The organism is Bacteroides sp. BFG-606, from assembly GCF_024788145.1.
Classification (GTDB): domain Bacteria; phylum Bacteroidota; class Bacteroidia; order Bacteroidales; family Bacteroidaceae; genus Bacteroides; species Bacteroides vicugnae.
The window spans coordinates 1,310,615-1,334,005 of sequence record NZ_JANUIL010000001.1 but is presented as its reverse complement, the minus strand read 5'-3'; the positions used below and the strand labels follow the sequence as shown (position 1 = coordinate 1,334,005).

Below are 23,391 nucleotides of genomic sequence, written 5' to 3'. Positions count from 1 at the left end.
GCTCGGCCAGACTTTGACAGCTAACGGCATGATTATCTAAGTAATTCTTTTAAAAAAGCACCGAACTCAGCTGTGATGCGAGTACCGGTGGCTACTAAATTCCAGTCACGACTATAAGTCTGACCGGTTGAAGGATCTTCCCAACGACGACGTTTGATACGCAAGTAAACGGCTTTGCCGCGAATAGGAAAATCCTGAACTTCTATCTCAGGAAAAAAGCCTTTCGAATGAAGGGATAAATGGGACAGTTCAGAAGGAATAACCGGGGTTTCTTCTAAAAAGAGAATAAAGCAGGTCTCTTGAGAAAGGCTATCAACAACGGTGAAGTACTCAAGGATACCGGAAGGCAGAAATAGGCTTAAAATATCAGCCGGAAGAAGTGGAGTTTTAGAGTTCGTTTTCATAATGCAAAAATAAGCATTTTAACCAAATCCCCCAAGAATTACAACTGATCCTGAACGTTCTAATGACTCAAGAAGTGACTTCGCATCCACAAAAAAAAAGAAAAAGCCCCGAAAGATATTCTCTTTCAGGGCTTTTCTTCGTTGGACTACCAAGATTCGAACTTGGACAAACAGAACCAAAACCTGTTGTGCTACCATTACACCATAGTCCAAACTTATGTGCTTTCTGTTAAAAAGCGGTGCAAAGATAGAGGTTTGCAAGCAAACCTCCAAATATTTCGTTCACTTTTTTATATTCTATCGAGTGAATCGTGCATTATTACTTTGCAATCAGCAGATAATAGTTCTTTTTGCCGCGCTGAACAAGCAGATATTTCTCATCGAGCAGGTCAGCAGTCGTAATTACCTGATCAAAGGTCGCCAGCTTCTCCTTATTCAACGAAACGCCACCGCCCTGAACCAACTTACGCATTTCACCTTTCGACGCAAATACGGCCGCATTATCAACGAATAGATCAACAGCCTTTACTCCTTCTGCCAATGCATCACGGGAAATCTCAAATTGAGGCACTCCTTCGAATACAGCAAGCAACGTATCTTCATCCAGTTTGCGCAAAGCTTCCGAAGTCGCATTACCGAACAAAATGTTCGATGCGTCTACTGCTGCGTTATAGTCATCTTCAGAATGAACCATCACAGTCACTTCCTTAGCCAGACGTTTCTGGAGGAGACGCAAATGCGGAGCTTCCTGATGTTCGGCAATCAATGCTTCAATTTCTTCTTTCTCGATAGAAGTGAAGATTTTAATATAACGTTCGGCATCGGAGTCGCTTACATTCAACCAGAACTGATAGAACTTGTAAGGTGAAGTATAGCGAGGGTCCAGCCAGATATTTCCGGATTCTGTTTTACCAAACTTACCACCATCAGCCTTTGTAATCAGCGGGCAAGTCAACGCGAACACCTCTCCCCCATTGGTACGGCGGATCAATTCGGCACCGGTAGTAATGTTTCCCCACTGGTCGGAACCACCCATCTGGAGCTTACAGCCTTTCGTTTCATACAAATGAAGAAAGTCATATCCTTGAAGCAACTGATAAGTGAACTCGGTAAATGACAATCCATCACGCGCTTCACCATTCAGACGACGTTTCACAGAGTCTTTCGCCATCATATAGTTTACAGTGATGTGCTTTCCTACTTCGCGAACAAAATCAAGGAAAGTGAAGTCTTTCATCCAGTCGTAATTGTTCACCAGCTCGGCACGGTTAGGTACATCCGACTCGAAGTCGAGGAATTTGGCAAGTTGATTCTTGATACACGCCTGATTGTGACGCAATGTCTCTTCGTCCAGCAGGTTACGTTCTGCCGATTTACCGGAAGGGTCACCAATCATACCTGTAGCGCCGCCGATCAGTGCCAACGGCTTATGACCGCAGCGTTGGAAATGACGAAGGATCATCACTCCACAAAGGTGACCAATGTGTAGCGAATCGGCAGTCGGGTCGATACCCAAGTAGGCAGTCACCTGCTCTTTGCTTAACAACTCTTCTGTTCCCGGCATGATGTCCTGCAACATGCCACGCCATCTCAATTCTTCTACAAAATTCATCGTATTACTCTTTAATTATTTGGTTTTTATTGTATTTCAATTCCATGTGCGACAAAAGTACGACTCTTTCTCGGAAGATACAACTCTTACGCCTTAAAAAAGACATTTTGGATATTCCGGCGAATCACCTCATGCAACGCTTCCACTTCTACCCCACGCACCCTGGCTGCCCGACACAGGATATCTTCAATATCAAGCAAACTGTCATCCGTTTCCAAAAACAGGCGTTCATCGGGGACTATCTGCATCGTTTCATCGGGATAATATTCTCCAAAAGAAAGATAAAACCCTTTCTTCAACAACTGTACTGCCTGCTCCGGTTTTCCACGAAAGCCATGCCATATCCAAGGTTGTTGGGGACGAGATTCTTTTTTCACGGCCAGCAGTTCTTCCATTGCTTTCACGCAGTGGATAATCAACGGCAAACCGAGCTTTTCCGACAACTTTACCTGTTCCTTAAACACCGCTAACTGAAGCTCCATCGAAGCTTCCGCCAATTTATCCAGCCCCGCCTCTCCTACAGCTACAAACTGTTTTCCCTGCAACTGCTGTTGAAGAAAGCTCAATTGCTGACTGACATTACTCTCTCTCACCTCCCAAGGATGAATACCGACAGAATAATAAGATCCTCTACCCACAGTCACTTCCACATTCTCTGCCAGAGGCATATACGATGGAGAGTCCGCCAATAACGGATAATTGATGATAGATTTCCCTAGAGAATCAACTTCCTGTTTATGAGTATGGATATCTAAAATATCAGTCACATTCTTTTTCATTTCCTATTTCTCATTTCAGTTGTTTCAAGGCACGGGATCATAACCGGAACCACCCCAGGGATGGCATCGCAGAATACGCCGCACAGCAAGATAAAGCCCCTTTATAGGACCGTGTTTCTTAATTGCTTCGAGCGCATACGCTGAGCAAGTAGGCGTGAACCGACAAGAGGGAGGAGTAAGGGGTGAAATACAAATCCGGTAAAAATAGATGGGAACAAGCAGGAAGAAGGAAAATACCTTTCTCAAAATTCCCGTAACGAATACCCATGCGGTAGATATCCGGGAGTTATGAGGTTTCATGAGAATAGTTTTTCAGAGATGCGCGCAAGCGCTATTTTCATTTTCTCTTCCAGCTCGGCAGTAGCAACAAGCTCGTCCGACAGATAGATAAAGGCAACGGCCAACCGTTGCTCCCGGCGTTGCAGTTCGTCCACCAGAAGAGACTTGTTCTTCCGGTAGGCTTCACGTATCTGGCGTTTCACCCGGTTACGTTTCACCGCCCGTTTAAAACGACGTTTCGATACACTGATTAATATAGAAGCAGGAGCCTCTCCCTGCTCGACAGGCATATATACAACGCGTATCGGAAAGATGGAAAACGATTTAGAAGCACCGCCTTCAAACATCTTTCCGATCAAAATTTTACTATTCAGCCTTTCGGCTTTACACAAAGTATATATACCCACTCTGTTTATTTATTGTTTTCCTTGATAAACATGTCAAGTGCGGCAGTCATTGACGGAGCCTGCACCGTAGGAGCCTCAAGATCCAGACGGAGACCTGCGTCACGTACAGCCTGTGCGGTAGTAGATCCGAACGTTCCGATCTTAATCTCTTTCTGATTAAAATCCGGGAAGTTTTTCTTCAAAGAAGTCACTCCGGCAGGGCTGAAGAACACTAACATATCGTAATCAAACTCCTCGTCCGGTGTAAAGTCGTTGCTCACCGTGCGATACATCACAGCTTCCGTATGCTGAATGCCGTTCTTGTCGAGCAGGTTTTTCACATCGTCATTATGTACGTCTGACATCGGAACGAGATACTTCTCCGTTTTATGCTTCACGATGGAAGGAATCAGGTCTTCAATCTTTCCGGTAGCCCCAAAGAAGATCTTACGCTTACGATATTGCACATATTTCTGAATATACAATGCAACAGCTTCCGTCACACAGAAATACTTCATTGTCTCGGGAATTGTCACACGCAACTCTGTACACAAAGTGAAAAAATGGTCAATAGCATGGCGCGAAGTGAATATTACGGCAGTGTGGTCGAGAATCGAAATTTTCTGTTGCCGAAATTCTTTCGCCGAAAGACTTTCAACCTTAATGAAGGGTCGGAAATCTATTTTAACGCCATACTTCTCAGCTATGTCGTAATAGGGAGATTTCTCTGACGCAGGCTTAGGCTGCGACACTAGTACTTTTTTAATTTTCAACGTCCTAAAATTTTATTAGCAAAATATTGTTCATTTGAATCATACCCTGATACAGTAAAAGACAAGGTACTATTTCAAGAGCGCAAAAGTACAAAATTAATAGGAAAAGCCCGCTAAATTGATGAAAAAAAAGCTTTATCCACTTATAAAACATCAATATTTTAGTGAAAATTAAAATAATAGACCCGATTATAACCAAATTCGTTAGACTCAAATCAAAATAAACCAGGAAAAGGACGAACGGAAAAAGGGCAAATCCGACATAATATATGAGCGCAGAATACGATTCCAGCCATATATTTGTCTTATTTTTATCAAAAAAAAGTCCACCCCAAAAACATATAAAGCAACCATTTCAGTAAGAAATAAGCGAGGCAAAAACCAACGTAAATACCCAGCAAAAGGAGGGAGGATACATGGTCCATCAGAGCGGGAGATGTATCATGAAAATAATTAAAAAATGTGATGCCCGACAAGACACAGGTCTGCAATACAAGCACAAGGAGATAACGCACATCGGCCGCCGTAGAGCTATCAAAAATGCTCGTCCGTTCGCGATGCAACACAAAGTCTTTCACCTGTTGGGAGAGAAATTTCTTTCCGCGTGCCAAGGCAATGGAGGAAAGAAAGAAGCAAGCCAGTAATGTCAGTGCAATAGCATCGTCCGTACGGGGAGAGTAGGAGATAGGGGTTCCTTCAAAGCCGGAGTCAACCTCTTGTACAGCATGAAGATCGGCCAACTGCAGGCTATCACTGTCTGCCTTTGCCGGACTAATCTGTTTCTGCTGGAGAAGAGACAAGGTATCCGCGTTCTGGGAACTTAGTGTGTCGCCTATCATATCGCTGCAAATTTACGAATGGAAATATCCCATACAGGAGTCTCATAAAGGAGCTGAACCGCTTCTTCCGGCGTCTGTGCCACTTTCCATATATCACCGTGTTGGCGTCGCATAAAGTTCTCATCGATTGCCTTTTCAAGCATTTCGAGCAATGGATCGAAGAATCCGTTTGTATTGAGGATTATAATCGGATTGAGATACAACCCCAACTGTTTCCAAGTGATAATTTCCAGCAATTCTTCAAGGGTACCGCATCCACCCGGCAAAGCGATGATACCATCACTCAAATTGGCCATCTTCTGTTTGCGTTCGTGCATGGATTCTACCTCGATCAGCTCTGTCAGTCCAGTATGATGCCAGTTTTGTTCCACCATGAAGCGGGGAATCACTCCGGTCACTTCACCGCCATTTTTCAACACAGCATCTGCCACAGAACACATCAGACCAATACTCCCGGCTCCGTTTATCAAACGGATACGGTGTTCGGCAAGCAGACGGCCGAGAGTCTCGGCTGCTTGAAAGTAAACAGCATCTATCTTGGTACTGGAAGCGCTATATACGCATACGGAATTTATCTGATTCATCTTCATCACTATCCTTTATTATATCAAGGAGGCAAAATTACGAAAAAATTCCGTTATTCATATTCAACTTAATCAGAGATCATTGTTATCTCCACATTTATATCTTCATAAAAAAATCTTGGACTTCTTATTTATAGAAGTCCAAGAGCTTTTCTCACAGAGAATACATCTATCACAGATTTCTCATCTACTAACAGGTGTATCACATTGTTGCTGAATAAACTTTATTATCTGAACTATAAAATCGTTCAAATACCCTACCAGTAGTAATCCAGCAGACAATTAAAAGTGATTTTAATTTTACGTTTCAATATACCTTTATGGGCCTTTCACAAGGCTTATTAAGCCCACGAATAAAAGTGAACCGATTCTTTCCCCTTTCGGTCATCTAAATCGTCATTTCAGCAATGCGCCATATATTTCAACAGCGGGGCTTCAACAGTTAATGATTTAGGTATATCATCTTATGTTAGTTGCAAATAATATATATCCAAAGATTTAATCTAATTCAAAATCTCCGATAAAGGCTTCCTTCGGAAGTTGTATCTCCAAAGTATATTTACCTTTTTCCTCACCTGCAAGATCAATATAAACCTTATCTACATTTATATCAGTAGATGTATAAACTACTTCTCCTGTTTCTGCATCTTTGATGGTAACGGTTACAGTAGGAACAGTAGAAAGAAGGTCAATAGACAACAATGAGTTTTCAATACAAGCAGCAGGAGAGATAGGAATAGACCGGTGTTGTACCTCAGTCTTAGTTCTCAATTTAATCTGCCGTGCAGATATCATCTCATGCGCATAAGAAAACATACTCATTTGAAGCAAAACAATCAATAACAAAAGAGGAAAAAATTTAGCTTTCATAATAATTGAGTTTAAAATTTCGCTTCAAAAATACACAGATGAAGCAAAAGAAACGATTTTTATGTGGTAACAATGGTAACACACAGTTGCTTAAAAACAAAACAGCCAAGAAATATCTGTCATATTTCACTGATTATCAACGCCAAACACCCGTTCGAAAATTTGCGTATCCATTTTGTTCTTTATACGATTTTTACGTGTTTTAAGAGCATCTGATGTAGCATCCATCAACTCCATCACAACAGTCTTTGAACAACAAAGCAGTGAAAGAACACAAAAAAATATATCATCGCCAGTTAAAGCGGGGCAGCGCTCCTTAAGATTCATCATCACATCAACAAAAGCGTTAGAAATATCAGAACGTATTTCCTTCCTCAAGCTACGCATTGCCAATAACTGTTTAGGAGTCGCTCCCTCTAATGCTTCCAATTGATCGTAACAATTAGTAGTCTTAAGTACAGATATACACAATTGAATCTGTTGTTCCGTCAGATCTGACCTTTTCTTATTTATATGTTCCTTATTCGATTCAGAAACCTCCTCCTCTTTCAACAACATTGTATCTACTCGTTTTTGAGTTAATTCGTGTTGTAAATCAATATAATACTTCTTCCTTTGCCTATCATTCCACATAAACCAAAAGATACATATAATCATCAAAGAAAAAAATGTAGTAACTAAACTAAAAACCAATGTTTTTGTACGCTCAGACAACAACCTTTTATGTTCCTCCAATTGATGTTTATCCATGAGCCGGTTAAGTTCCTCATTGTCAGCCATAACTTGAATAGAATCATAAAGAACCTTATATGCATCCATATTTTTCATCGCAGCTTCCCATTGACCTTTTCTCTTTGCCACTTGATACATTCCATCATAACACACAGCCCTTCCATTAATATCGAGATAATCCATATCTTTATTAAAAAAATAACTCGCAGAATCAAGCTTATTTAAATTAAGCATAATTTCAGCTTTTAACAAATAAGCATTAGTCGCTTCATCCTGCCCCATTACAAGAATAGCTTTTGATATATATTGATCTGCTCGGATATAATCTTTTTCTTCATTATAAACCATAGCAAAGTCATGATAAATTGCACCTATCATACTAGAATTCTGCATTGTCAATGCACAATCAAGGGCTTGTTGATAATAACATAATGCACTATCTTTTTCACCTTGTGAGAAAAATACACCTGCGATCCCTCTCAATGGGTATACCTGTGCACTTTCGCCTTTTAATATCTGATAAGCTGCACGATAAGCCTCCATAGCCACACTATTCAAACCATCTTTTGCATAGCACTCTGCAAGATTATCATATATCATTGCTAAAAATTCATCTCGAACAGGCATCAGTCGAATTGCAGCCAAATATTCTTCTACAGCAAAAGAAGTATATCCTTTCTCTCGATAGGTAGCTCCCCAATAATAATGAGCTTTTGCAGCACGTACACTTTTCTTCTTATCACCATAGTATTCAACAGCCGTTTTTATCAGCGAATCATCCTCTAAAGCAATATAATTTTTATGCCTTGCTTGCGTAAGCAATAGCGCATAAAGTGCTCTGTCGGCACGTGGCAATTTCAGTGGGGAGGAAATTGATTCCAAAATAGATAATGCACTATCAGGATATATTTCCATCAATGAGTCAGCAGATAGTAGCAATGGACTCTTCACCGAAGAAGAGCAGGAAGATAGAAAGACAGACATCAGAATGCTACCTACGCTGACAAGTAAACTAAAAAACACCAATAAATAGCGTTTAGAACAACAACATCTTGTTTTCATTAGGCAGTCGTTTATTTACGGGGCAAAAGTAACAAATTCCGGCAAAAGAAGATTAATATCCAAAAGACATTTATTTAAATATAACTTATTTAAAATCAAGAGCCACAACCTCTATTTCCTACCAAAAGGAGTTGAGGTTGTGGCTCTTACTGAACGAGCTAAGCTCGCTTTCAGACTATTTTACAGACCAAAAGCAGCTTTAATTTTATCTACGTAGTCAAGTTTCTCCCATGTAAAGAGTTCTACTTCCACAGTTTTGTCCCCTTCGTAGCGAGAGAAGAATTTCTTCGTTACCACTTGCGGTTCACGTCCCATATGGCCGTAAGCGGCTGTTTCCTGATAAATAGGATTACGAAGTTTCAGACGTTCTTCGATTGCTTTCGGGCGAAGATCGAACAACTGGTCGATAACGCGGGCAATCTCACCATCCGTCATATTGACGTGGGAACGACCATAAGTATCTACAAAGATATTGATCGGACGAGCCACACCGATAGCATAGCTCACCTGTACAAGCATTTCATCTGCTACGCCTGCCGCTACCATATTCTTAGCAATATGACGCGCCGCATAAGCTGCGCTACGGTCTACCTTGCTAGGATCTTTTCCGGAGAAAGCACCACCACCGTGAGCACCTTTGCCACCATAAGTATCAACGATAATCTTACGACCTGTCAAACCGGTATCTCCGTGAGGACCACCAATTACGAACTTGCCCGTAGGATTCACATGATAAATGATTTTATCATTAAACAGCGCCAACACTTTATCGTGATGGATAGAAGCAATGACACGAGGCATCAGAATCTCGATCACATCACGACGGATGATAGACAGCATTTCTTCGTCAGCTTTCAACTGGGCAGCTTGAGAATCATCTTCCGGTTGGATAAAGTCATCATGTTGCGTAGAAACAACGATTGTATCAATGCGAACAGGAGTTCCGTTGTCATCATATTCAATAGTAACCTGGCTTTTGGCATCGGGGCGGAGGTAAGTCATCACCTTTCCTTCACGACGAATGTCGGCCAGCACTTGCAGAATGCGGTGTGCCAGATCAAGAGAAAGCGGCATGTAGTTTTCCGTTTCATTGGTAGCGTAGCCAAACATCATACCCTGGTCGCCTGCACCCTGTTCCATCGGGTCCTGACGCTCTACACCACGGTTGATATCGGGGCTTTGCTCATGAATAGCGGAAAGTACGCCACAAGAGTTACTTTCGAACATGTACTCTCCTTTGGTATAACCGATTTTCTTAATCACTTCGCGTGCGATGAGCTGGAGGTCAACGTACGCTTTAGTTTTCACTTCACCCGCTAGCACCACTTGTCCGGTAGTCACTAGTGTTTCGCAAGCTACTTTCGAACTGGGGTCGTAAGCCAACAGTTTGTCAAGCACGGCATCCGATATTTGATCGGCTACCTTGTCGGGGTGTCCTTCTGACACCGATTCGGATGTAAATAAGTATCCCATCTTTTTAAATTAAGAATTAAAAATTGAAAATTAAAAAATGAGAGAGAGTAGGAGAGGCGAGTGCTGCAAAGGATAAACCGAAAGGCGTCAATCAGACGTGTTTTAGCATTTTTTTCCGTGGTTGCAAGCTACTCAAATCTGTCCACACTTTCATTTCGGGTACAAAGATAAAGAGATTTCGGAGATTATGAGTATCTTTGCCCTGTATTTAACACATAAATAGATTTATAATGATTCTAAATAAGAAATTTAAAACGCTTTTGGTGTTGGCACTTTATATAGGCTTCACGATTGCTATCTATGCCATTGTCTGCCATTTCATCGACAAGCCGTTTCAGGAGATTCATTTGTTGTATGCAGTATTGGTAGGATGCATTGCCTATTTGCCGGTGTTTATTGCGGAGAAAAAGAAGAAGTAAGTTCCTTCATCGTTTTTCCAAGTACCGGATGCACTAATCCGGGAGCAATTTCTGCCAGCGGCTTCATAACGAAGTCACGTTCTGCCATCAACGGATGGGGGAGGATCAACTTCGCTCCGGAGGGAGAAGTGGTGGAAAGTATCAAATCATCATAAAGCAACAGGTCAATATCAATCAGGCGGTCGCTATATATACCGTTGACGGATTTCTTCGTACGTCCCAATTCCTGTTCAATTGCCTGCGTTCTCTGTAAAACGTCTATGGGAGTCAATCCGGTATCTACACAAACTGCTGCATTCAGGAAACTGTTATCGGAAGAAAATCCCCAAGGGGCAGTTATGTAAAAAGCAGACAGGGAAACTATTTTCCCCACCTGCTCTTCTATTTTTTGCACGGCATCCCGAAGATTTTGTTCTTTATCTCCGAGGTTAGTGCCGAGTCCCAGATAAACTTTTGCCATTATTTGTCCAAAATCAGCATTGCATCTCCATACGTGCCGAAACGGTAACCTTCTTTCAATGCTACATGATAAGCATCCATCACTTGATCATAACCACCGAAAGCAGCTACAATCATCAGTAAGGTAGAAAGCGGCATGTGGAAATTGGAAATCATTGAATTGGCTACGGTAAATTCATATGGAGGGAAGATAAACTTGTTAGTCCATCCTTCAAATTCCTTGAGATGTCCGTCGGTGCTGACTGCGCTTTCAATAGCACGCATCACTGTCGTACCTACCGCACATACATTTCTACCGTTATCTTTGGCACGATTCACAGTTTTCACCGCCATTTCGTTTACAAACATTTGTTCTGAATCCATCTTATGCTTCGTCAAGTCCTCTACGTCGATGTCGCGGAAGTTACCCAGACCGGCGTGCAGAGTGATATATGCAAAGTCCACACCTTTGATTTCCAGACGTTTCATCAACTCACGGCTGAAGTGCAAACTAGCAGTCGGGGCAGTCACCGCACCTTCGTTCTTTGCGAAAATTGACTGGAAGCGTTCAGCATCTTCCGGTTCTACAGGACGGTTGATAATAGAGTGGGGGAGTGGAGTTTCACCCAAAGAATACAGTGCCTTTTTGAACTCGTCATGAGGTCCGTCGTAAAGGAAACGGAGCGTACGCCCGCGAGAAGTGGTGTTATCAATCACTTCAGCCACCATTGAATCGTCCGGACCGAAATACAGCTTGTTACCGATACGTATCTTACGTGCCGGATCAACCAATACGTCCCATAAACGAAGTTCTTCATTCAACTCACGCAACAAGAATACCTCGATACGAGCACCTGTCTTCTCCTTGTTACCATACAAGCGGGCAGGAAACACCTTCGTATCATTGAATATAAACACATCTTTATCATCAAAGTAGTCCAACACATCTTTGAACATCTTGTGCTCAATCTTACCTGTATTACGATGCAATACCATCAAACGCGACTCATCCCTATATTTCATAGGATGTAGAGCGATCTTATCCTCGGGTAACTTAAATTTGAATTGTGATAATTTCATATCTATTCCTTATTACGTTAATTATTTTCTTCCTCATTTTCTATCTCCTGTCCGTCGATCCACTCTTTAAAGTGTTCGGGGTTCAGGCAGTCTTCCAACCGGACATCACCTACGCGGGTGCGGATCAATCCTGTCAGGTGAGCTCCGCTATGGAGTGCTTCACCGATGTCGCGGGCCAGGGCACGGATATAAGTCCCTTTGCTGCATACGACACGGATTTGAATCATCGGTTCCGGATCATCCAGACGACATTCCAGCAATTCAATCTCGTCGATAACAAGCTGTTTTGCTTTTAGTTCGACTTCTTCTCCTTTCCGGGCCAGTTCGTAAGCACGCTTACCGTCTACCATACAGGCAGAGAAAGCAGGAGGTACCTGATCGATGGCACCGATAAAATGCGTCAGCACTTCTTCCACCAGTTCCCTCGTGATATGTTTGGTAGGGTAGGTGGCATCTATTTCATGTTCCAAATCGTATGACGGAGTAGTGGCACCCAAACGCAACGTTGCAACATACTCCTTCGTATGATATTGAAACTCTTCTATTCGTTTGGTTGCCTTGCCTGTACATACAATCATCACCCCTGTTGCAAGCGGGTCCAGTGTTCCGGCATGGCCGACTTTTAGTTTTTTCACTCCTATCCGGCGGCAAATATGATAGCGGGCATGCCCTACTACTTTAAATGAAGTCCATCCGAAAGGTTTATTGAAAAACAGTACTTCTCCTTTTTTAAAATTCATCAGCCAATTTCTAAGTTATATCCAAGCAACAGCATTACCAGAATGATTCCGCCAACTATAATTCTGTACCAGCCAAATGCTTTAAAGCCATATTTCGTAACAAAGCTAATAAAGAACTTGATAGCCAGCAAAGCAACGACAAAAGCCACCACATTACCGATAATAAGTGCCGGCATGTTGTTGACAAGAATCTCGGTTCCACCATCCAGGAAGAGTTTCAAGACCTTGTAGCCAGTTGCCGCAAACATAGTTGGCACGGCAAGAAAGAATGAAAACTCAGCAGCATCCTTACGAGTCAGTTTCTGGGCCATACCTCCGACGATGGTAGCCATCGAACGGGATACACCCGGTATCATTGCAATACATTGAAACAAACCGATATTGAATGCCTTTTTTTCTGTCAGCACGGTATCTTTACTTCCCTTCGAAAAAATCTTATCGCAGAACAGCATGAATATACCACCGATTACCAGCATCACTGCTACTATCGCTACACTTTCGAGCATCTCGTCTATCTTATCGCTAAACAGGAAACCCAAAATTGCAGCAGGAATAAAAGCCACCAGCAGCTTCCAGTAAAAATCGAATTTATGCAGAAAACACTTCAAAGCAGAAGCGCCTGCAGGAGCCGGTGTATGGTTCAACCGGAAAAAACGTTTCCAGTAAAGGCAGACTACTGAAAGAATTGCGCCAAACTGAATAATTACAGTAAACGCTTTTACAAATTCCGTACTTTCTACCCCTAGTATGTTTTGTGTAATAATCATGTGTCCTGTAGAAGAAACCGGTAAAAACTCGGTCAGCCCTTCTACAATAGCAATAATAATCGTCTCAAATGTTGTTAAATCCCCCATTTTTATTCTTCTGTTTTTTGTGTTTTAGGTTTGCGCAATACTGCATAAATCATAGATATAAAGCCAAACAGGCAAACGACCGGCGCTACCTTGATTCTGCGTACACTGAAAATATCGGGTTCAAAAAGCGTTTCGGACGATGTAGGTCCCGTCATCAATAGAAAGCCGATAATAACAATCGCCATCCCTATTGCGAGCAAGATAAAGTTCACTTTATCAAAGGCAAATTTCTGCTTGTCAGACATAGTTTATTTTTTTTTAAATATAGTACAGGCTGTTCGCTTTCATTCTCAAGTATTTATTCATGGAGAAATAGGCGCATAGCCACGTTATTACAATTCCAAACGCCAATACGCTTGCACAGACTATCAACATGACTTCAGGCGTGATGACCTGAAGCAATTCCTGTTCGTATGTCACAGCCCAATAGGCGGTTCCCATCAATATGGAATCGGCAACGATGGCTGCCAATATCCCGCTCCATACATTCTTTCGAAGGAATGGCCCCCGGATAAATCCCCAACTCGCCCCTACCAGTTTCATGGTGTGAATAAGGAAGCGTTTGGAGTAAATAGCCAGTCTTATGGTATTGTTTATCAGGGCAAAAGAAATAAAAGTAAGCACGACCGCCAAGGCAAGCAGTACCAGACTGATATTTCGTATGTTATCATTCACGGCGTCAATCAACTCCTTTCGATAGAGCACATCTTGTATGTTGGTATTCTTTTTAATCATTTTCTCTATCTTCGCAATGCTGTCCGAGTTGGCATAGTCAGAATGGAGTTTGATTTCGATGGAAGCGGTAAAAGGGTTATAGCCCAGAAATTCTTCCGGATCGGTTCCCATTGCTTCCGTCTGTTCTTTCAGTGCTTGTTTTTTAGAGATATATTCGGATTGTTTCACGAAAGGTTCCTGATTCAGCTTCTTCTGAAGTTTCAGTATATCCGCTTCCTTCATGTCGTCGCTGATAAGAACGGAGAAACTGATATTCTCGCGGACATATACGGAAAGATTGTGCGCTGTCAATACAAAAAAGACAACCAGTCCGAGCAACAGCAATACCAGTGTCGTACTGATACTCGACGTGATGAACTGCATGTCGAAAATCGAACCTGACTTATATTTGTTTTGATTTCCCATGCGTTATCTCTTTTTTCGGAATACATAAATCATTGAACTGCTGCGTTCTTTCCTTCCCAAAGCATTGAACCAGGCCAACGTCCCGGCAAACATCCCTTTCAGGAAACTGCATGAACTGCCACGATGTTTCTCGCTCAACATAGATACGTAAAACGCATCGAACGGCATCGGATGACGTGCCGCCATAATAAAACCATGGCGGGAAGCCAACTGTTGTATAGTGCCCGGAGTGAAATGCCAAAGATGGCGGGGAACGTCATAAGCCGCCCAATACTCACCGTAGCGCTTGGCATCATAAGAAGAGCAGTTGGGTACTGCCACAATCAATACTCCTTTTTCTGTCAGCAGTTCGCGAAGCGTCTCCCAAGTCTCATTCAAAGATTCGAGATGCTCCATCACATGCCAGAGAGTGATGACATCAAAACTAGCAGGAGCAAACTCTTTCAGAGCCGATTCGGGCTTTACATCCAGTTCGAAATGTGTTTTTGCAAACTCACGTGCCTGCGGACTTTTCTCCACTGCCTCTACCTTCCATCCCCGACGAACCATTGTATCGGAAAAATAACCGGTTCCCGTACCTATATCGAGCAAACGCCCCGTCTTGCGATGCGCTTCCTTGGCTACCAGACGCGCTTTGCGACCCAGCATATAAGAACGTACGTAATGGTAGATATTATTCATCGCTCCCTTGCGCGTATCAGTGTGGGAGATGTAGTCGGGAGTCTCATAATACTTGCCTATCTCTGCTTCCACGGGAACTCCTTGTGTGAATGTAAATCCACAGTCTTCACACGAATACAGTTCAAACTGTTCGCCCGAAGCATAAAAATCCGTACAAGTCATGACGCGTTTCAAGTGCGTACCGCCACACACCGGACAAGCATTTATACTGAGTTTCTCCATTAATTTCTAAGCAAAATTAAGAGCCGCCTCGAATGACAAGACAACACTATACCCGAATTTGGTGCAAAGAAACAAATAAAAAGTGATGGATTGGGCTTTCGTTAAGGACTTTTAATAGAAGAGTTGCTCCCGATACAAGATGAGAGTAGTTTTGACAGCTCATATCGGGACAAGATATCTTTTTGAAGAAAGATTAAAAAGTCAGATTAACGGAAAAGCCCATGTTTCTGTAGCTGGGTTGACGAGACCATGATAGACTATTAACATTTCGACAAGGCGGAAAAATGGAAGAGACAACATTCGATTCAGCAGAGGAAATGGTCAAATTGGCAACTATAAAATTATTATTGAGGAAAATTTAAACAGACTCTAAAACAAAAAGAAACCGGTATGTATCAAAGTTCAAAGCTGATCCATACCGGAAGTCATGACTTAAAAGAATATTTCACAAAACATAATAAGACTCGAACATGGTTAACTAAATTGATTTCCAAGTCACTTTAGAGAATGTAATTTAAACTGTGTCAGGAAAGAAAAAAGAATTAACTTTGCTAACACAGTTTTTTTTTATGAACGAAGAATTTGATTTTGAAAGTATTAAGAACAAGGCTCTCGAACAACTTAAATCGGGTAAATCCTTGTTAGGTAAAGATGGTGCTTTTGCTCCTCTTTTAGAAAGTATTCTTAACGCCGCCTTGGAAGGTGAGATGGATGCGCATCTTAGTCCAACAGAGCGTGAAGAGGGTAATCGCCGTAATGGCAGGATGCATAAGCAGGTTCAAACTCCCTTAGGGGAGGTTACTGTTTCCACTCCCCGTGATCGTAATTCCAGCTTTGATCCTCAGTTTATAAAGAAGCGTGAAACGGTTCTTGCGGAGAGCGTTTCTGATCGTATTATCGGTTTGTATGCTTTGGGTAACAGTACGCGTCAAATCAATGATTGGATGGAGGAAAACTTAGGTAATCGTGTATCTGCCGATACAATCAGTTCAATCACCGATCGTGTACTTCCGGAAATAAAGGCTTGGAAGTCTCGCAGTCTTGATTCTGTTTACCCCATTGTTTTCATGGATGCTATTCATTATAAAGTAATGGATGATCGCGGTCAGTCTGTCAGCCGCGCTATCTATAATGTTTTGGGAATAGACTCGGAAGGTCATAAAGAACTTTTAGGGATGTATATTGCTCATAGCGAAGGCGCTAATTTTTGGTTGTCCGTCCTTACGGATCTTCAGAATCGTGGTGTGAAGGATATTCTGATAGCTTGTGTAGATGGCCTGAAAGGTTTTCCTGATGCTATTGCGAGTGTTTATCCTGATACTACTGTCCAACTTTGTATTGTCCACCAAATTCGCAACTCCATCAAATACGTAGCCAGCAAGAATCAAAAGGAATTTATGAAAGACCTTAAACTTGTTTACAAAGCTGTAAGCAAAGAAACAGCTGAAATGGAACTGGATAATTTGGATAAGAAATGGGGAAAACTTTATCCTATTGTGATAAAATCATGGAGGGATAATTGGGAACGGCTATCTGCGTATTTCCAATTTACTCAAGGTATTAGAACACTTATCTACACTACTAATACTGTTGAAGGATATCATCGGCAGATTCGTAAGGTTACCAAAAACAAGGGCGTATTCCCTACGGATACAGCCCTTGAAAAATTGGTTTATCTTGCTTACCGGAACGTACGTAAAAAGTGGACTATGCCTATTGCTAATTGGGCTATAATCGCACAATAATTAGCAATTAAATTTGGAGAACGATTGATTTTAATCTAATTTTGTCGCTCGTCGGGACGGGTGGTCCCGCCCCTTGCCGCTGGGCGTTCCCCGACCGAAGAGATTTTAGAGAAAAGAAGGCTTGACACAGTTTATTTTACGCTCCCTCACTTTATACTAGAATAGGACGCTATAATTTATATGTGTACTTATTATTATCAGCGAATACATATAGTACATCATCCTGAATATTAAAATCATCAATTAAATCAGTCGTCATATCTTAAACAATTTCCCCATAAGGGTTAACTGTTCTAATATAAGTTTCTTCCAAAACGAGCATTTTGTTATCATCTATTTGATAAACACCAATCAATGGGCTAGTTTAAGCCTATTTCTTTTATAACTTGGCCTTCCTTATTATCGATAATATACATAAGAATCAAAACTTATAATTACAATATTCTTAATTTATCCAAAAACATATATTTATATTTTCTTGAATAAAGTTGCTGCAAAATGACAACGCAAACTCCTTTTCTTGTGTATTTGCTACCTATTTGTACATCGAAGTGCTATCCATCTTGATTTAACCCAGAGTAATGCAAAAAAAACCTGACATGAAACTAATAATTAGGGATATTCAGTAAATGTCCCTCTTTCTTATAAATACAGAGATCAGCTCTCCTTTTCGTGAACTTTTCTCTGTATTTTTCTTGGCAAATTCTCGATTCTTCTATCTTTTTACAAGAATATTATTTACATATTGTTGTTTTTTCTTCGCAACACTGCGTTATGCACATACTTTTTTAGGTGAAGTTAAAAACCTCTCCTCTTCTGTTCTTATTTCAGTCTGATTATGCTGCCGCTCTTTTTTTCTTTTCAACCTTTTCTATCATACATATCGCGTTGGCCGTATGTATTCCAAAGAAAATCCAAAGAATTTCCGTTTTTCTGTTTCTGGCTTTTATCCTAGCCAGTGAGTAATGTTGTTTCTGTGTACCAAAACTTCCTTCCAGACGGGTAGCTCTTTCACGGCTAAGTTCCGACCGTAAGATCTTCCGAAGCGGCTCATCTTTGGCCGCTCTGCCCTTACGCTTAAAGGAAGTACTTATATGATATTTTGTACAAAATTTCCGGTTGGCATTATTAGCATAGATTGAATCCGCTGCAAGCGCCTTAACCCTAACCTTGATCAGTTGTTGTTGCAGATGAATACAGTCTTTTAAACGTACTCCTTCGTTAAAAGCCTTAAAGGAGATATGTTCTATAAAGGAGATTCCATCTATCTGTATATTGTTGACTTTGGCTCCGAATTCAACGGATTTGGTTTCCTTGCCTCTGATAATGGGGCGAAGGTAATGCCGGTCGATACTCACGATACGGTTAGGCACTTTTTTACCTGCAAATAAATTCTTCCCTTGCTCAAGGACCGTCTGTATGACCGAGAAACGTCTTTGATAATCAGAGGATAGTGTAAGCCTGTGCCTGTAGGATGAATGAAGCTGCTCCAGCTGGTCCAGTAACTTTTCCAATAACTGAAGTAGTCTGCGTTTAACCATACGAGTCTGTGATTTCCTGCGTTTACGCAGTTTACTGTAAGCAAGGTAGGCACGGCTTACATCAAGATACTTGTTACGGGGACGTTGTATGTGCAATGTCCGGCAATGTTTGCACAGATGACGATGAAGCCATACAATACCTTCCCATAAGAGTTTGACATCAGTAGGGAAACGCAGATGACTTTCATAACAGGTGGCATCGGTCATACAGACATGAAGGTCCTCAAGATAAGGTTTCCAACGGTCAGCCAGAATAGGCTGGAGGGACTCAATATCAAGGCGATCTGCTAGTTCCTGACGAATTGCACTGACGATTTTAGGATTGGTCAGTGGATGAAGAGGATCAATCTGAACACCACAAAATAACTGGTAATGAATATTATCGTTTAAATGTTCAATCAGTTGTGAATCTGAAAAGTTAGTATAGGACTTCAAGACCATTAAGGCGATTTTACCTTCAGGAGAAAAATAACTTTTACGACCCAGACGAGATTCATGTAAATCCATTTGTTGAGCCAGTTCGGAGAAAGGAAAAAGAGAATGAAGACGCCCCAATTCACTCTTTTCAAAACTTTGACGATATTTTTCGAGAATATCAAATTCTGTAAAACCTAAAGTAGGTTCAATTTCTGAAATTTTTCGTATCTTTACCATGTGTTTTTATTTTTAATTACCCCCGTTTTAGTCGTCAAACTGTATTTACGGGGAAATGCTTAAAGATACAAAAAAGGCAACTAATTCGCAATGAAGTAGTTGCCTTATGTTTTTTATTTACTGAATATCCCTAATTAAGAGTTCTCATGTCAGGGCAAGCATCAAATACGGTTATCGAATATGATTAACTAAATCACAATATGGTTCAGAAATATCTATTCCGTTATAATCGCCTTTTCGAACTCTATTCCTGTTAATTTTTCTTTTTGTATTTTCTTTTTTATTTCTTCATTAACATAGAATGAAGAAGGTATTTTCCAAAAATTATAGGATGAAGGACATACAAACAAACTGTAATTTTTAATCTTAGAGAAAGAAAAGACAGGCTTTATTACACTTTCTTTTCTTTCATCCATAAATAATGTTTTCTTCTTGTCCAGCACATCCATTTGCTTATTGAAGCGCAAAATGTAATACTCTCTAGTTTCACCTAAATTTCTAAGATTGCAAGTAATCCAATCTATTTGCTCATTGCCTTTCAAACTCGCTTCAATTATACTTTTAAACTTTTCAGACATTATAGGCCACACTAAGCTATTAGGCTGATAATCCTGCCAAACATCTTTTACTATTACTGTATTGTCATCAATAGTTAAGCCATCTTTTCCCTCCTTAATTCTTCTCAATTTAAAATCTAACGGCATTTCATTTTTGCCTTCCAACCGAGATATTAACTCATAATCGAATAGACTTTCATCCTCATAACATGCACTTGCAATCTCTGGATTATCTCTCCAATATACACAATAATATTTTTTCATTTCCAACCTGATTTATTTAATAAATTGGGATTATTAATAACTTTTTGTTTCACATATTTATTATAGAGTTTCAAAAACTTTTTAGGATTTCCACCGGCTTCCATACTAGCTTGTTTCATACCTCTCAATACAAACTCATGATATGCGTTTGGATGTCTTCCCAAATGCGGAAGTGCCATTTTGTTCCAAGCCTCATCTAGCTTTAATCCATAAATTTGAGCGATATCTGCCATCTTTTTCGTATATTTAGAGTTTTTATTTGTAGCAAAGTGGTGTATCTGAACAGGTAACTTCTGCCCCCCCTTGTATAACAGATTAGCTATCCCTCTTGCAAAAGTAAGAATCCCAAACTCAGGATATACATTGTTCAGGCTACCAGATGCTTTTCGATACCATCTTCCTTTACCTCCATCTATTGAAGCTCCACCTTCCCAAACATTGGATGCTTTTACAGAAACACCAACTCTAGTAGGGACTCCATCTTCAACAATACCATAACTTGAATAAAAAGTATTTGTTTCATCGTTGAATGTCAAATTGCCTGTGAACTCACCATCCGTAGCATGATCCCACGAGCTAAAGTTAAACCTCTCCAGGATAGAACTATTATTGAAACGAAGAGCATCCATAAAACGGGCAATCTCAGCCGAATTATTTGTGCTCCAATAATCCATTCCGTCAGGATCAAATCTATTTACAGGATTATTACCACAATAATTGTATGGACTGGTTTCACAATAAAGTTCTGCCATCGGATCCACCGTATGCCATCTACCCAACGTCGCATCATACATTCTCGACCCGTAATCATAGCAATCCAATCCGTTTTTACGATCCAATTCTTTCCCATTATACTTATAAGGCTGAACGGAATTTACAAATGAAGAAAGTAAACTTCCGAAAGGATAATAATCATTCACTTCTTCCATTGTCCCGTTCTGCGCAAGTACAACACGAATATTGCCCTGATGGTCGCAACAGAAATAATGAAACTTGTCATCGGAAGGTGTTATATATCCATCCGAAGTCAGCATTCGGACTAACACATCATTCTCATAGATCGCATTGCCAAAATAAGAGACGACAGTCGTATCATTACCTAAAACATAAGTAGAACGAAATTTCGTTCCGTCAGCTGAATAGAGGTAAAAGATACTGTTACCATTCTCAAACTCAACTTTCTCTGGCAAATCTAATAAATTATATTGAATAACAACTATCTGTTTATTCAAATCTTGCGTTAAGTTACCATTTTCATCGTAAACATACTCTATACTCTCCGTTGCACCGTTCTTAAACTCCATACCATTGCCGTACACGGAATGAGTGGCGTTATCATAGACCGATTGTAACTGATTTCCCGCATAGGTCAGATTCAAGTTATCAACCAGTCCGTAGCCAGCGGTAGAAGTCTGTCCGTAGCGAAGCAGTGAGAGGATATTTCCGTTCCTATCATAGTTCGTGATTTGCTCGTCAAAACGACCGACATTGTCACTCAGCAGGATACCTTCACCATACTTTGCGTCTTTCAGACGGGAAAATCCGTCGTATACATACTGATATCCTTTGAACGAACCGTTTTCTGTTTTCCATATTGTACTGCTGATATTTCCATTATAACAAGGAGTACCTGATCCGTCTGTATAGTGTAGCATTTGTGAGAAGTGCGGGCTCTCTATTCCTGTCAGCCAGCCGCGGATATTATAAGAGAGGCTTTCTGTCCATACGTCATTATATCTCTTGCCCGTCAGGCGACCTAACCTGTCATACGTATAAACCACTTTGTCGGAAGACGTTCCGTTCCAAGTATTGTCTTTAGTCAACAATCTACCTCTTTCATCATATTTGTATATGGTTTCCAAGACGTTTGCTCCAGTTTTATCCCTTAGCTTCAACACATTACCCGTAAAGTCGTATGCAATATCAGTCTGTCGTGATCCTTTTCCGGGATAATGGGAAAAAATCTGAATGGCACGAGAACGGGTATCATAGTAAGTGGTTTCTGTTATCCAATCGTCTGTACCGAGGAGACGTACCTTTACACTTGTTACCAAACCGGTAGGATATACATTATATAGCGTATCATATCCGATAACCGGAACAAAGAAATGACTTATCACGTTTTCCGTCGGCTCATAGCTATCATACACTGTATATTGCAAAGGCGTACGGATGCCCTCGGGAAGATAACGCGCACTTTCCCATGCCGATTGACGGAGTTCACTAAGAGACTGTTCGGAAGAGAGTTGCACCTCGCCTTCTTCTATCACGCGGTTATGGCAATCATAAAGAAAATAACTCCATTTCCTTGCATCAGCGTTCCGTTGTTTTCCATCTTGGGCCAATGCTATACGATCACGTCTATCATAAATCATATAAACGGGTTCGCAACCCGGAAGACATTTTGATATCAGGCGGTCCCGGTTATCGTACTCATACGTATAGACCAGACTTTTTAAGACAGAGACATCCACCGTATCCGTTTCCGCTTCCAACCGATGATCAGCTTCCGGAGAGAGGACATAACGAAGGCGGCTACGATCATCATACACATAGCAAGTTCTCAAACTATCTTCACCGTTGACAGATGTAATCTGAATGATACGTTTATCGGAATCGGTATAGGTTATACTCTGACATCCGTCTTCATCCGTTTTGGCAACGGTTTCCAGTTTTCCTGCTTCATAGAATCCAGAAATAGTCAACAAACCATCGGGAGCTACCTTGTAGTGCTTCACCTCGTCCTCCCCATTCATCCCATAAATGGATTGAACACTCTTACCAGCAATGTGCCATACCTTACCAGGCCCCATCTGTCGGGATACACGCATCAGCGGGTTGTCCTCATATTGAGTCAGATGATAGGCATAAGACTGCTCTTCCGTGCCATACATGCTCCAACGTTCCGAAGAAAGAGTATCAAAGGCGCCTCCGTTATCGTTTTTCGCATACGGCAGGTATTCTTTTTCAATCTTGCCCATTGTACTATAAGCGTAAGAAAATACCAAGTCGGCATTATCCACAGGGCTACCGTTTACTTGTATCTCCTGTTGCTTGAACCCGAAACCGTCGGTATAGACTATATTATGAACAGTTCGTACCGCATTCCTGTCCATTCGGGAACTTTCGTCCAGATAAATTTCTTCTGCTGTATAATTACGTGCTTTCGTATAGCTTGTCGCTTGTTGCCCATTCATAAAAAGAGAGAAAAAAAGCAGACAAAGCAGGCTTACTGCTCGTTTTATCTTTACTGTTTTCATATT

Annotated in this window: 22 protein-coding genes, 1 tRNA gene and 1 pseudogene; 2 read left to right on the top strand and 22 right to left on the bottom strand. The window is 41.1% G+C overall.

The genetic code is table 11. The features are described 5' to 3' along the window. Positions 1 to 32: 32 nt before the first annotated feature. From NXV01_RS04835 to metK, 12 genes and pseudogenes are all read right to left on the bottom strand, one after another. Positions 33 to 404 (bottom strand): transposase, encoded by a 372-nt coding sequence (locus NXV01_RS04835; RefSeq protein WP_259021647.1) that lies wholly within the window; start codon positions 402 to 404, stop codon positions 33 to 35. 141 nt (positions 405 to 545) lie between these two features. Continuing rightward, positions 546 to 616: transfer RNA gene (locus NXV01_RS04830), tRNA-Gln, on the bottom strand. 107 nt (positions 617 to 723) lie between these two features. Then, positions 724 to 2,016 carry a tyrosine--tRNA ligase gene (gene tyrS / locus NXV01_RS04825; RefSeq protein ID WP_148367813.1) on the bottom strand — a complete coding sequence of 431 codons (1,293 nt, stop codon included), beginning with the start codon at positions 2,014 to 2,016 and terminating at the stop codon, positions 724 to 726. An 86-nt stretch (positions 2,017 to 2,102) separates the two neighbouring features. Then, positions 2,103 to 2,795: a TatD family hydrolase gene (locus NXV01_RS04820; protein WP_259021829.1), complete on the bottom strand. Its 693-nt coding sequence runs from the start codon at positions 2,793 to 2,795 to the stop codon at positions 2,103 to 2,105. Positions 2,796 to 2,819: 24 nt separating this feature from the next. Then, a complete protein-coding gene (gene yidD / locus NXV01_RS04815) occupies positions 2,820 to 3,095 on the bottom strand; it encodes a membrane protein insertion efficiency factor YidD (protein ID WP_004298909.1) in 276 nt (91 codons plus the stop codon). Beyond that, positions 3,092 to 3,481, bottom strand: coding sequence for a ribonuclease P protein component (rnpA, locus tag NXV01_RS04810; RefSeq protein WP_081352769.1), 390 nt, complete (start codon positions 3,479 to 3,481; stop codon positions 3,092 to 3,094). Before rnpA ends, yidD begins: the two co-directional genes overlap by 4 nt. Positions 3,482 to 3,486: 5 nt before the next feature. Beyond that, the gene (locus NXV01_RS04805) at positions 3,487 to 4,233 is read right to left on the bottom strand and encodes a uroporphyrinogen-III synthase (protein WP_074559743.1); all 747 of its coding nucleotides are present in this window, start codon (positions 4,231 to 4,233) and stop codon (positions 3,487 to 3,489) included. Positions 4,234 to 4,237: 4 nt separating this feature from the next. Continuing rightward, positions 4,238 to 5,072, bottom strand: a pseudogene (locus NXV01_RS04800) (DUF4271 domain-containing protein). Beyond that, complete coding sequence (locus tag NXV01_RS04795) at positions 5,069 to 5,656, bottom strand: TIGR00730 family Rossman fold protein (protein ID WP_074559771.1); 588 nt, start codon at positions 5,654 to 5,656, stop codon at positions 5,069 to 5,071. Before NXV01_RS04795 ends, NXV01_RS04800 begins: the two are co-directional and overlap by 4 nt. Positions 5,657 to 6,154: 498 nt before the next feature. Beyond that, positions 6,155 to 6,526: a DUF3244 domain-containing protein gene (locus NXV01_RS04790; protein ID WP_259021828.1), complete on the bottom strand. Its 372-nt coding sequence runs from the start codon at positions 6,524 to 6,526 to the stop codon at positions 6,155 to 6,157. Between the two features lie 126 nt (positions 6,527 to 6,652). Further along, positions 6,653 to 8,320: a tetratricopeptide repeat protein gene (locus NXV01_RS04785; RefSeq protein ID WP_259021827.1), complete on the bottom strand. Its 1,668-nt coding sequence runs from the start codon at positions 8,318 to 8,320 to the stop codon at positions 6,653 to 6,655. 180 nt (positions 8,321 to 8,500) lie between these two features. Continuing rightward, complete coding sequence (metK, locus tag NXV01_RS04780; protein ID WP_148367809.1) at positions 8,501 to 9,793, bottom strand: methionine adenosyltransferase; 1,293 nt, start codon at positions 9,791 to 9,793, stop codon at positions 8,501 to 8,503. A gap of 230 nt (positions 9,794 to 10,023) precedes the next feature. Between metK and NXV01_RS04775 the strand changes: the two genes are divergently transcribed. Then, a complete protein-coding gene (locus NXV01_RS04775) occupies positions 10,024 to 10,212 on the top strand; it encodes a hypothetical protein (protein ID WP_259021826.1) in 189 nt (62 codons plus the stop codon). Here the strand turns inward: NXV01_RS04775 and folK are convergent. Genes folK through NXV01_RS04740 form a run of 7 tightly spaced genes read right to left on the bottom strand, consistent with a single transcriptional unit; the run spans position 10,187 to position 15,367 of the window. Then, positions 10,187 to 10,672: a 2-amino-4-hydroxy-6-hydroxymethyldihydropteridine diphosphokinase gene (folK, locus tag NXV01_RS04770; RefSeq protein WP_148367808.1), complete on the bottom strand. Its 486-nt coding sequence runs from the start codon at positions 10,670 to 10,672 to the stop codon at positions 10,187 to 10,189. The two genes, NXV01_RS04775 and folK, sit on opposite strands and share 26 nt — an antisense overlap. Then, positions 10,672 to 11,730, bottom strand: coding sequence for a tRNA preQ1(34) S-adenosylmethionine ribosyltransferase-isomerase QueA (queA, locus tag NXV01_RS04765; protein WP_004298889.1), 1,059 nt, complete (start codon positions 11,728 to 11,730; stop codon positions 10,672 to 10,674). The genes folK and queA overlap by 1 nt, the downstream gene beginning before the upstream one ends. Positions 11,731 to 11,747: 17 nt before the next feature. Further along, a complete protein-coding gene (gene truB, locus NXV01_RS04760) occupies positions 11,748 to 12,470 on the bottom strand; it encodes a tRNA pseudouridine(55) synthase TruB (RefSeq protein WP_259021825.1) in 723 nt (240 codons plus the stop codon). Next, complete coding sequence (locus NXV01_RS04755) at positions 12,470 to 13,324, bottom strand: undecaprenyl-diphosphate phosphatase (RefSeq protein WP_148367806.1); 855 nt, start codon at positions 13,322 to 13,324, stop codon at positions 12,470 to 12,472. Before NXV01_RS04755 ends, truB begins: the two co-directional genes overlap by 1 nt. A 2-nt stretch (positions 13,325 to 13,326) precedes the next feature. Then, positions 13,327 to 13,569, bottom strand: a complete 243-nt coding sequence (locus NXV01_RS04750) for a DUF3098 domain-containing protein (RefSeq protein ID WP_009001366.1) — start codon at positions 13,567 to 13,569, stop codon at positions 13,327 to 13,329. Positions 13,570 to 13,582: 13 nt separating this feature from the next. Beyond that, positions 13,583 to 14,464: an ABC transporter permease gene (locus NXV01_RS04745; RefSeq protein WP_117513332.1), complete on the bottom strand. Its 882-nt coding sequence runs from the start codon at positions 14,462 to 14,464 to the stop codon at positions 13,583 to 13,585. Between the two features lie 3 nt (positions 14,465 to 14,467). Continuing rightward, the gene (locus NXV01_RS04740) at positions 14,468 to 15,367 is read right to left on the bottom strand and encodes a methyltransferase domain-containing protein (protein ID WP_008641564.1); all 900 of its coding nucleotides are present in this window, start codon (positions 15,365 to 15,367) and stop codon (positions 14,468 to 14,470) included. A gap of 569 nt (positions 15,368 to 15,936) precedes the next feature. On the opposite strand from NXV01_RS04740, the gene NXV01_RS04735 reads away from it, so the two are divergent. After that, positions 15,937 to 17,112 carry an IS256 family transposase gene (locus tag NXV01_RS04735; RefSeq protein ID WP_259021824.1) on the top strand — a complete coding sequence of 392 codons (1,176 nt, stop codon included), beginning with the start codon at positions 15,937 to 15,939 and terminating at the stop codon, positions 17,110 to 17,112. A gap of 836 nt (positions 17,113 to 17,948) precedes the next feature. Here the strand turns inward: NXV01_RS04735 and NXV01_RS04730 are convergent. The 3 genes from NXV01_RS04730 to NXV01_RS04720 form a co-directional block, all read right to left on the bottom strand. Then, positions 17,949 to 19,307: a transposase gene (locus NXV01_RS04730; RefSeq protein ID WP_259021823.1), complete on the bottom strand. Its 1,359-nt coding sequence runs from the start codon at positions 19,305 to 19,307 to the stop codon at positions 17,949 to 17,951. 215 nt (positions 19,308 to 19,522) lie between these two features. Further along, the gene (locus NXV01_RS04725; RefSeq protein WP_259021822.1) at positions 19,523 to 20,128 is read right to left on the bottom strand and encodes an imm11 family protein; all 606 of its coding nucleotides are present in this window, start codon (positions 20,126 to 20,128) and stop codon (positions 19,523 to 19,525) included. Next, entirely contained in the window at positions 20,125 to 23,388 is a 3,264-nt protein-coding gene (locus NXV01_RS04720; RefSeq protein ID WP_259021821.1) for an RHS repeat-associated core domain-containing protein, read from the bottom strand. Before NXV01_RS04720 ends, NXV01_RS04725 begins: the two co-directional genes overlap by 4 nt. Positions 23,389 to 23,391: the final 3 nt, after the last annotated feature.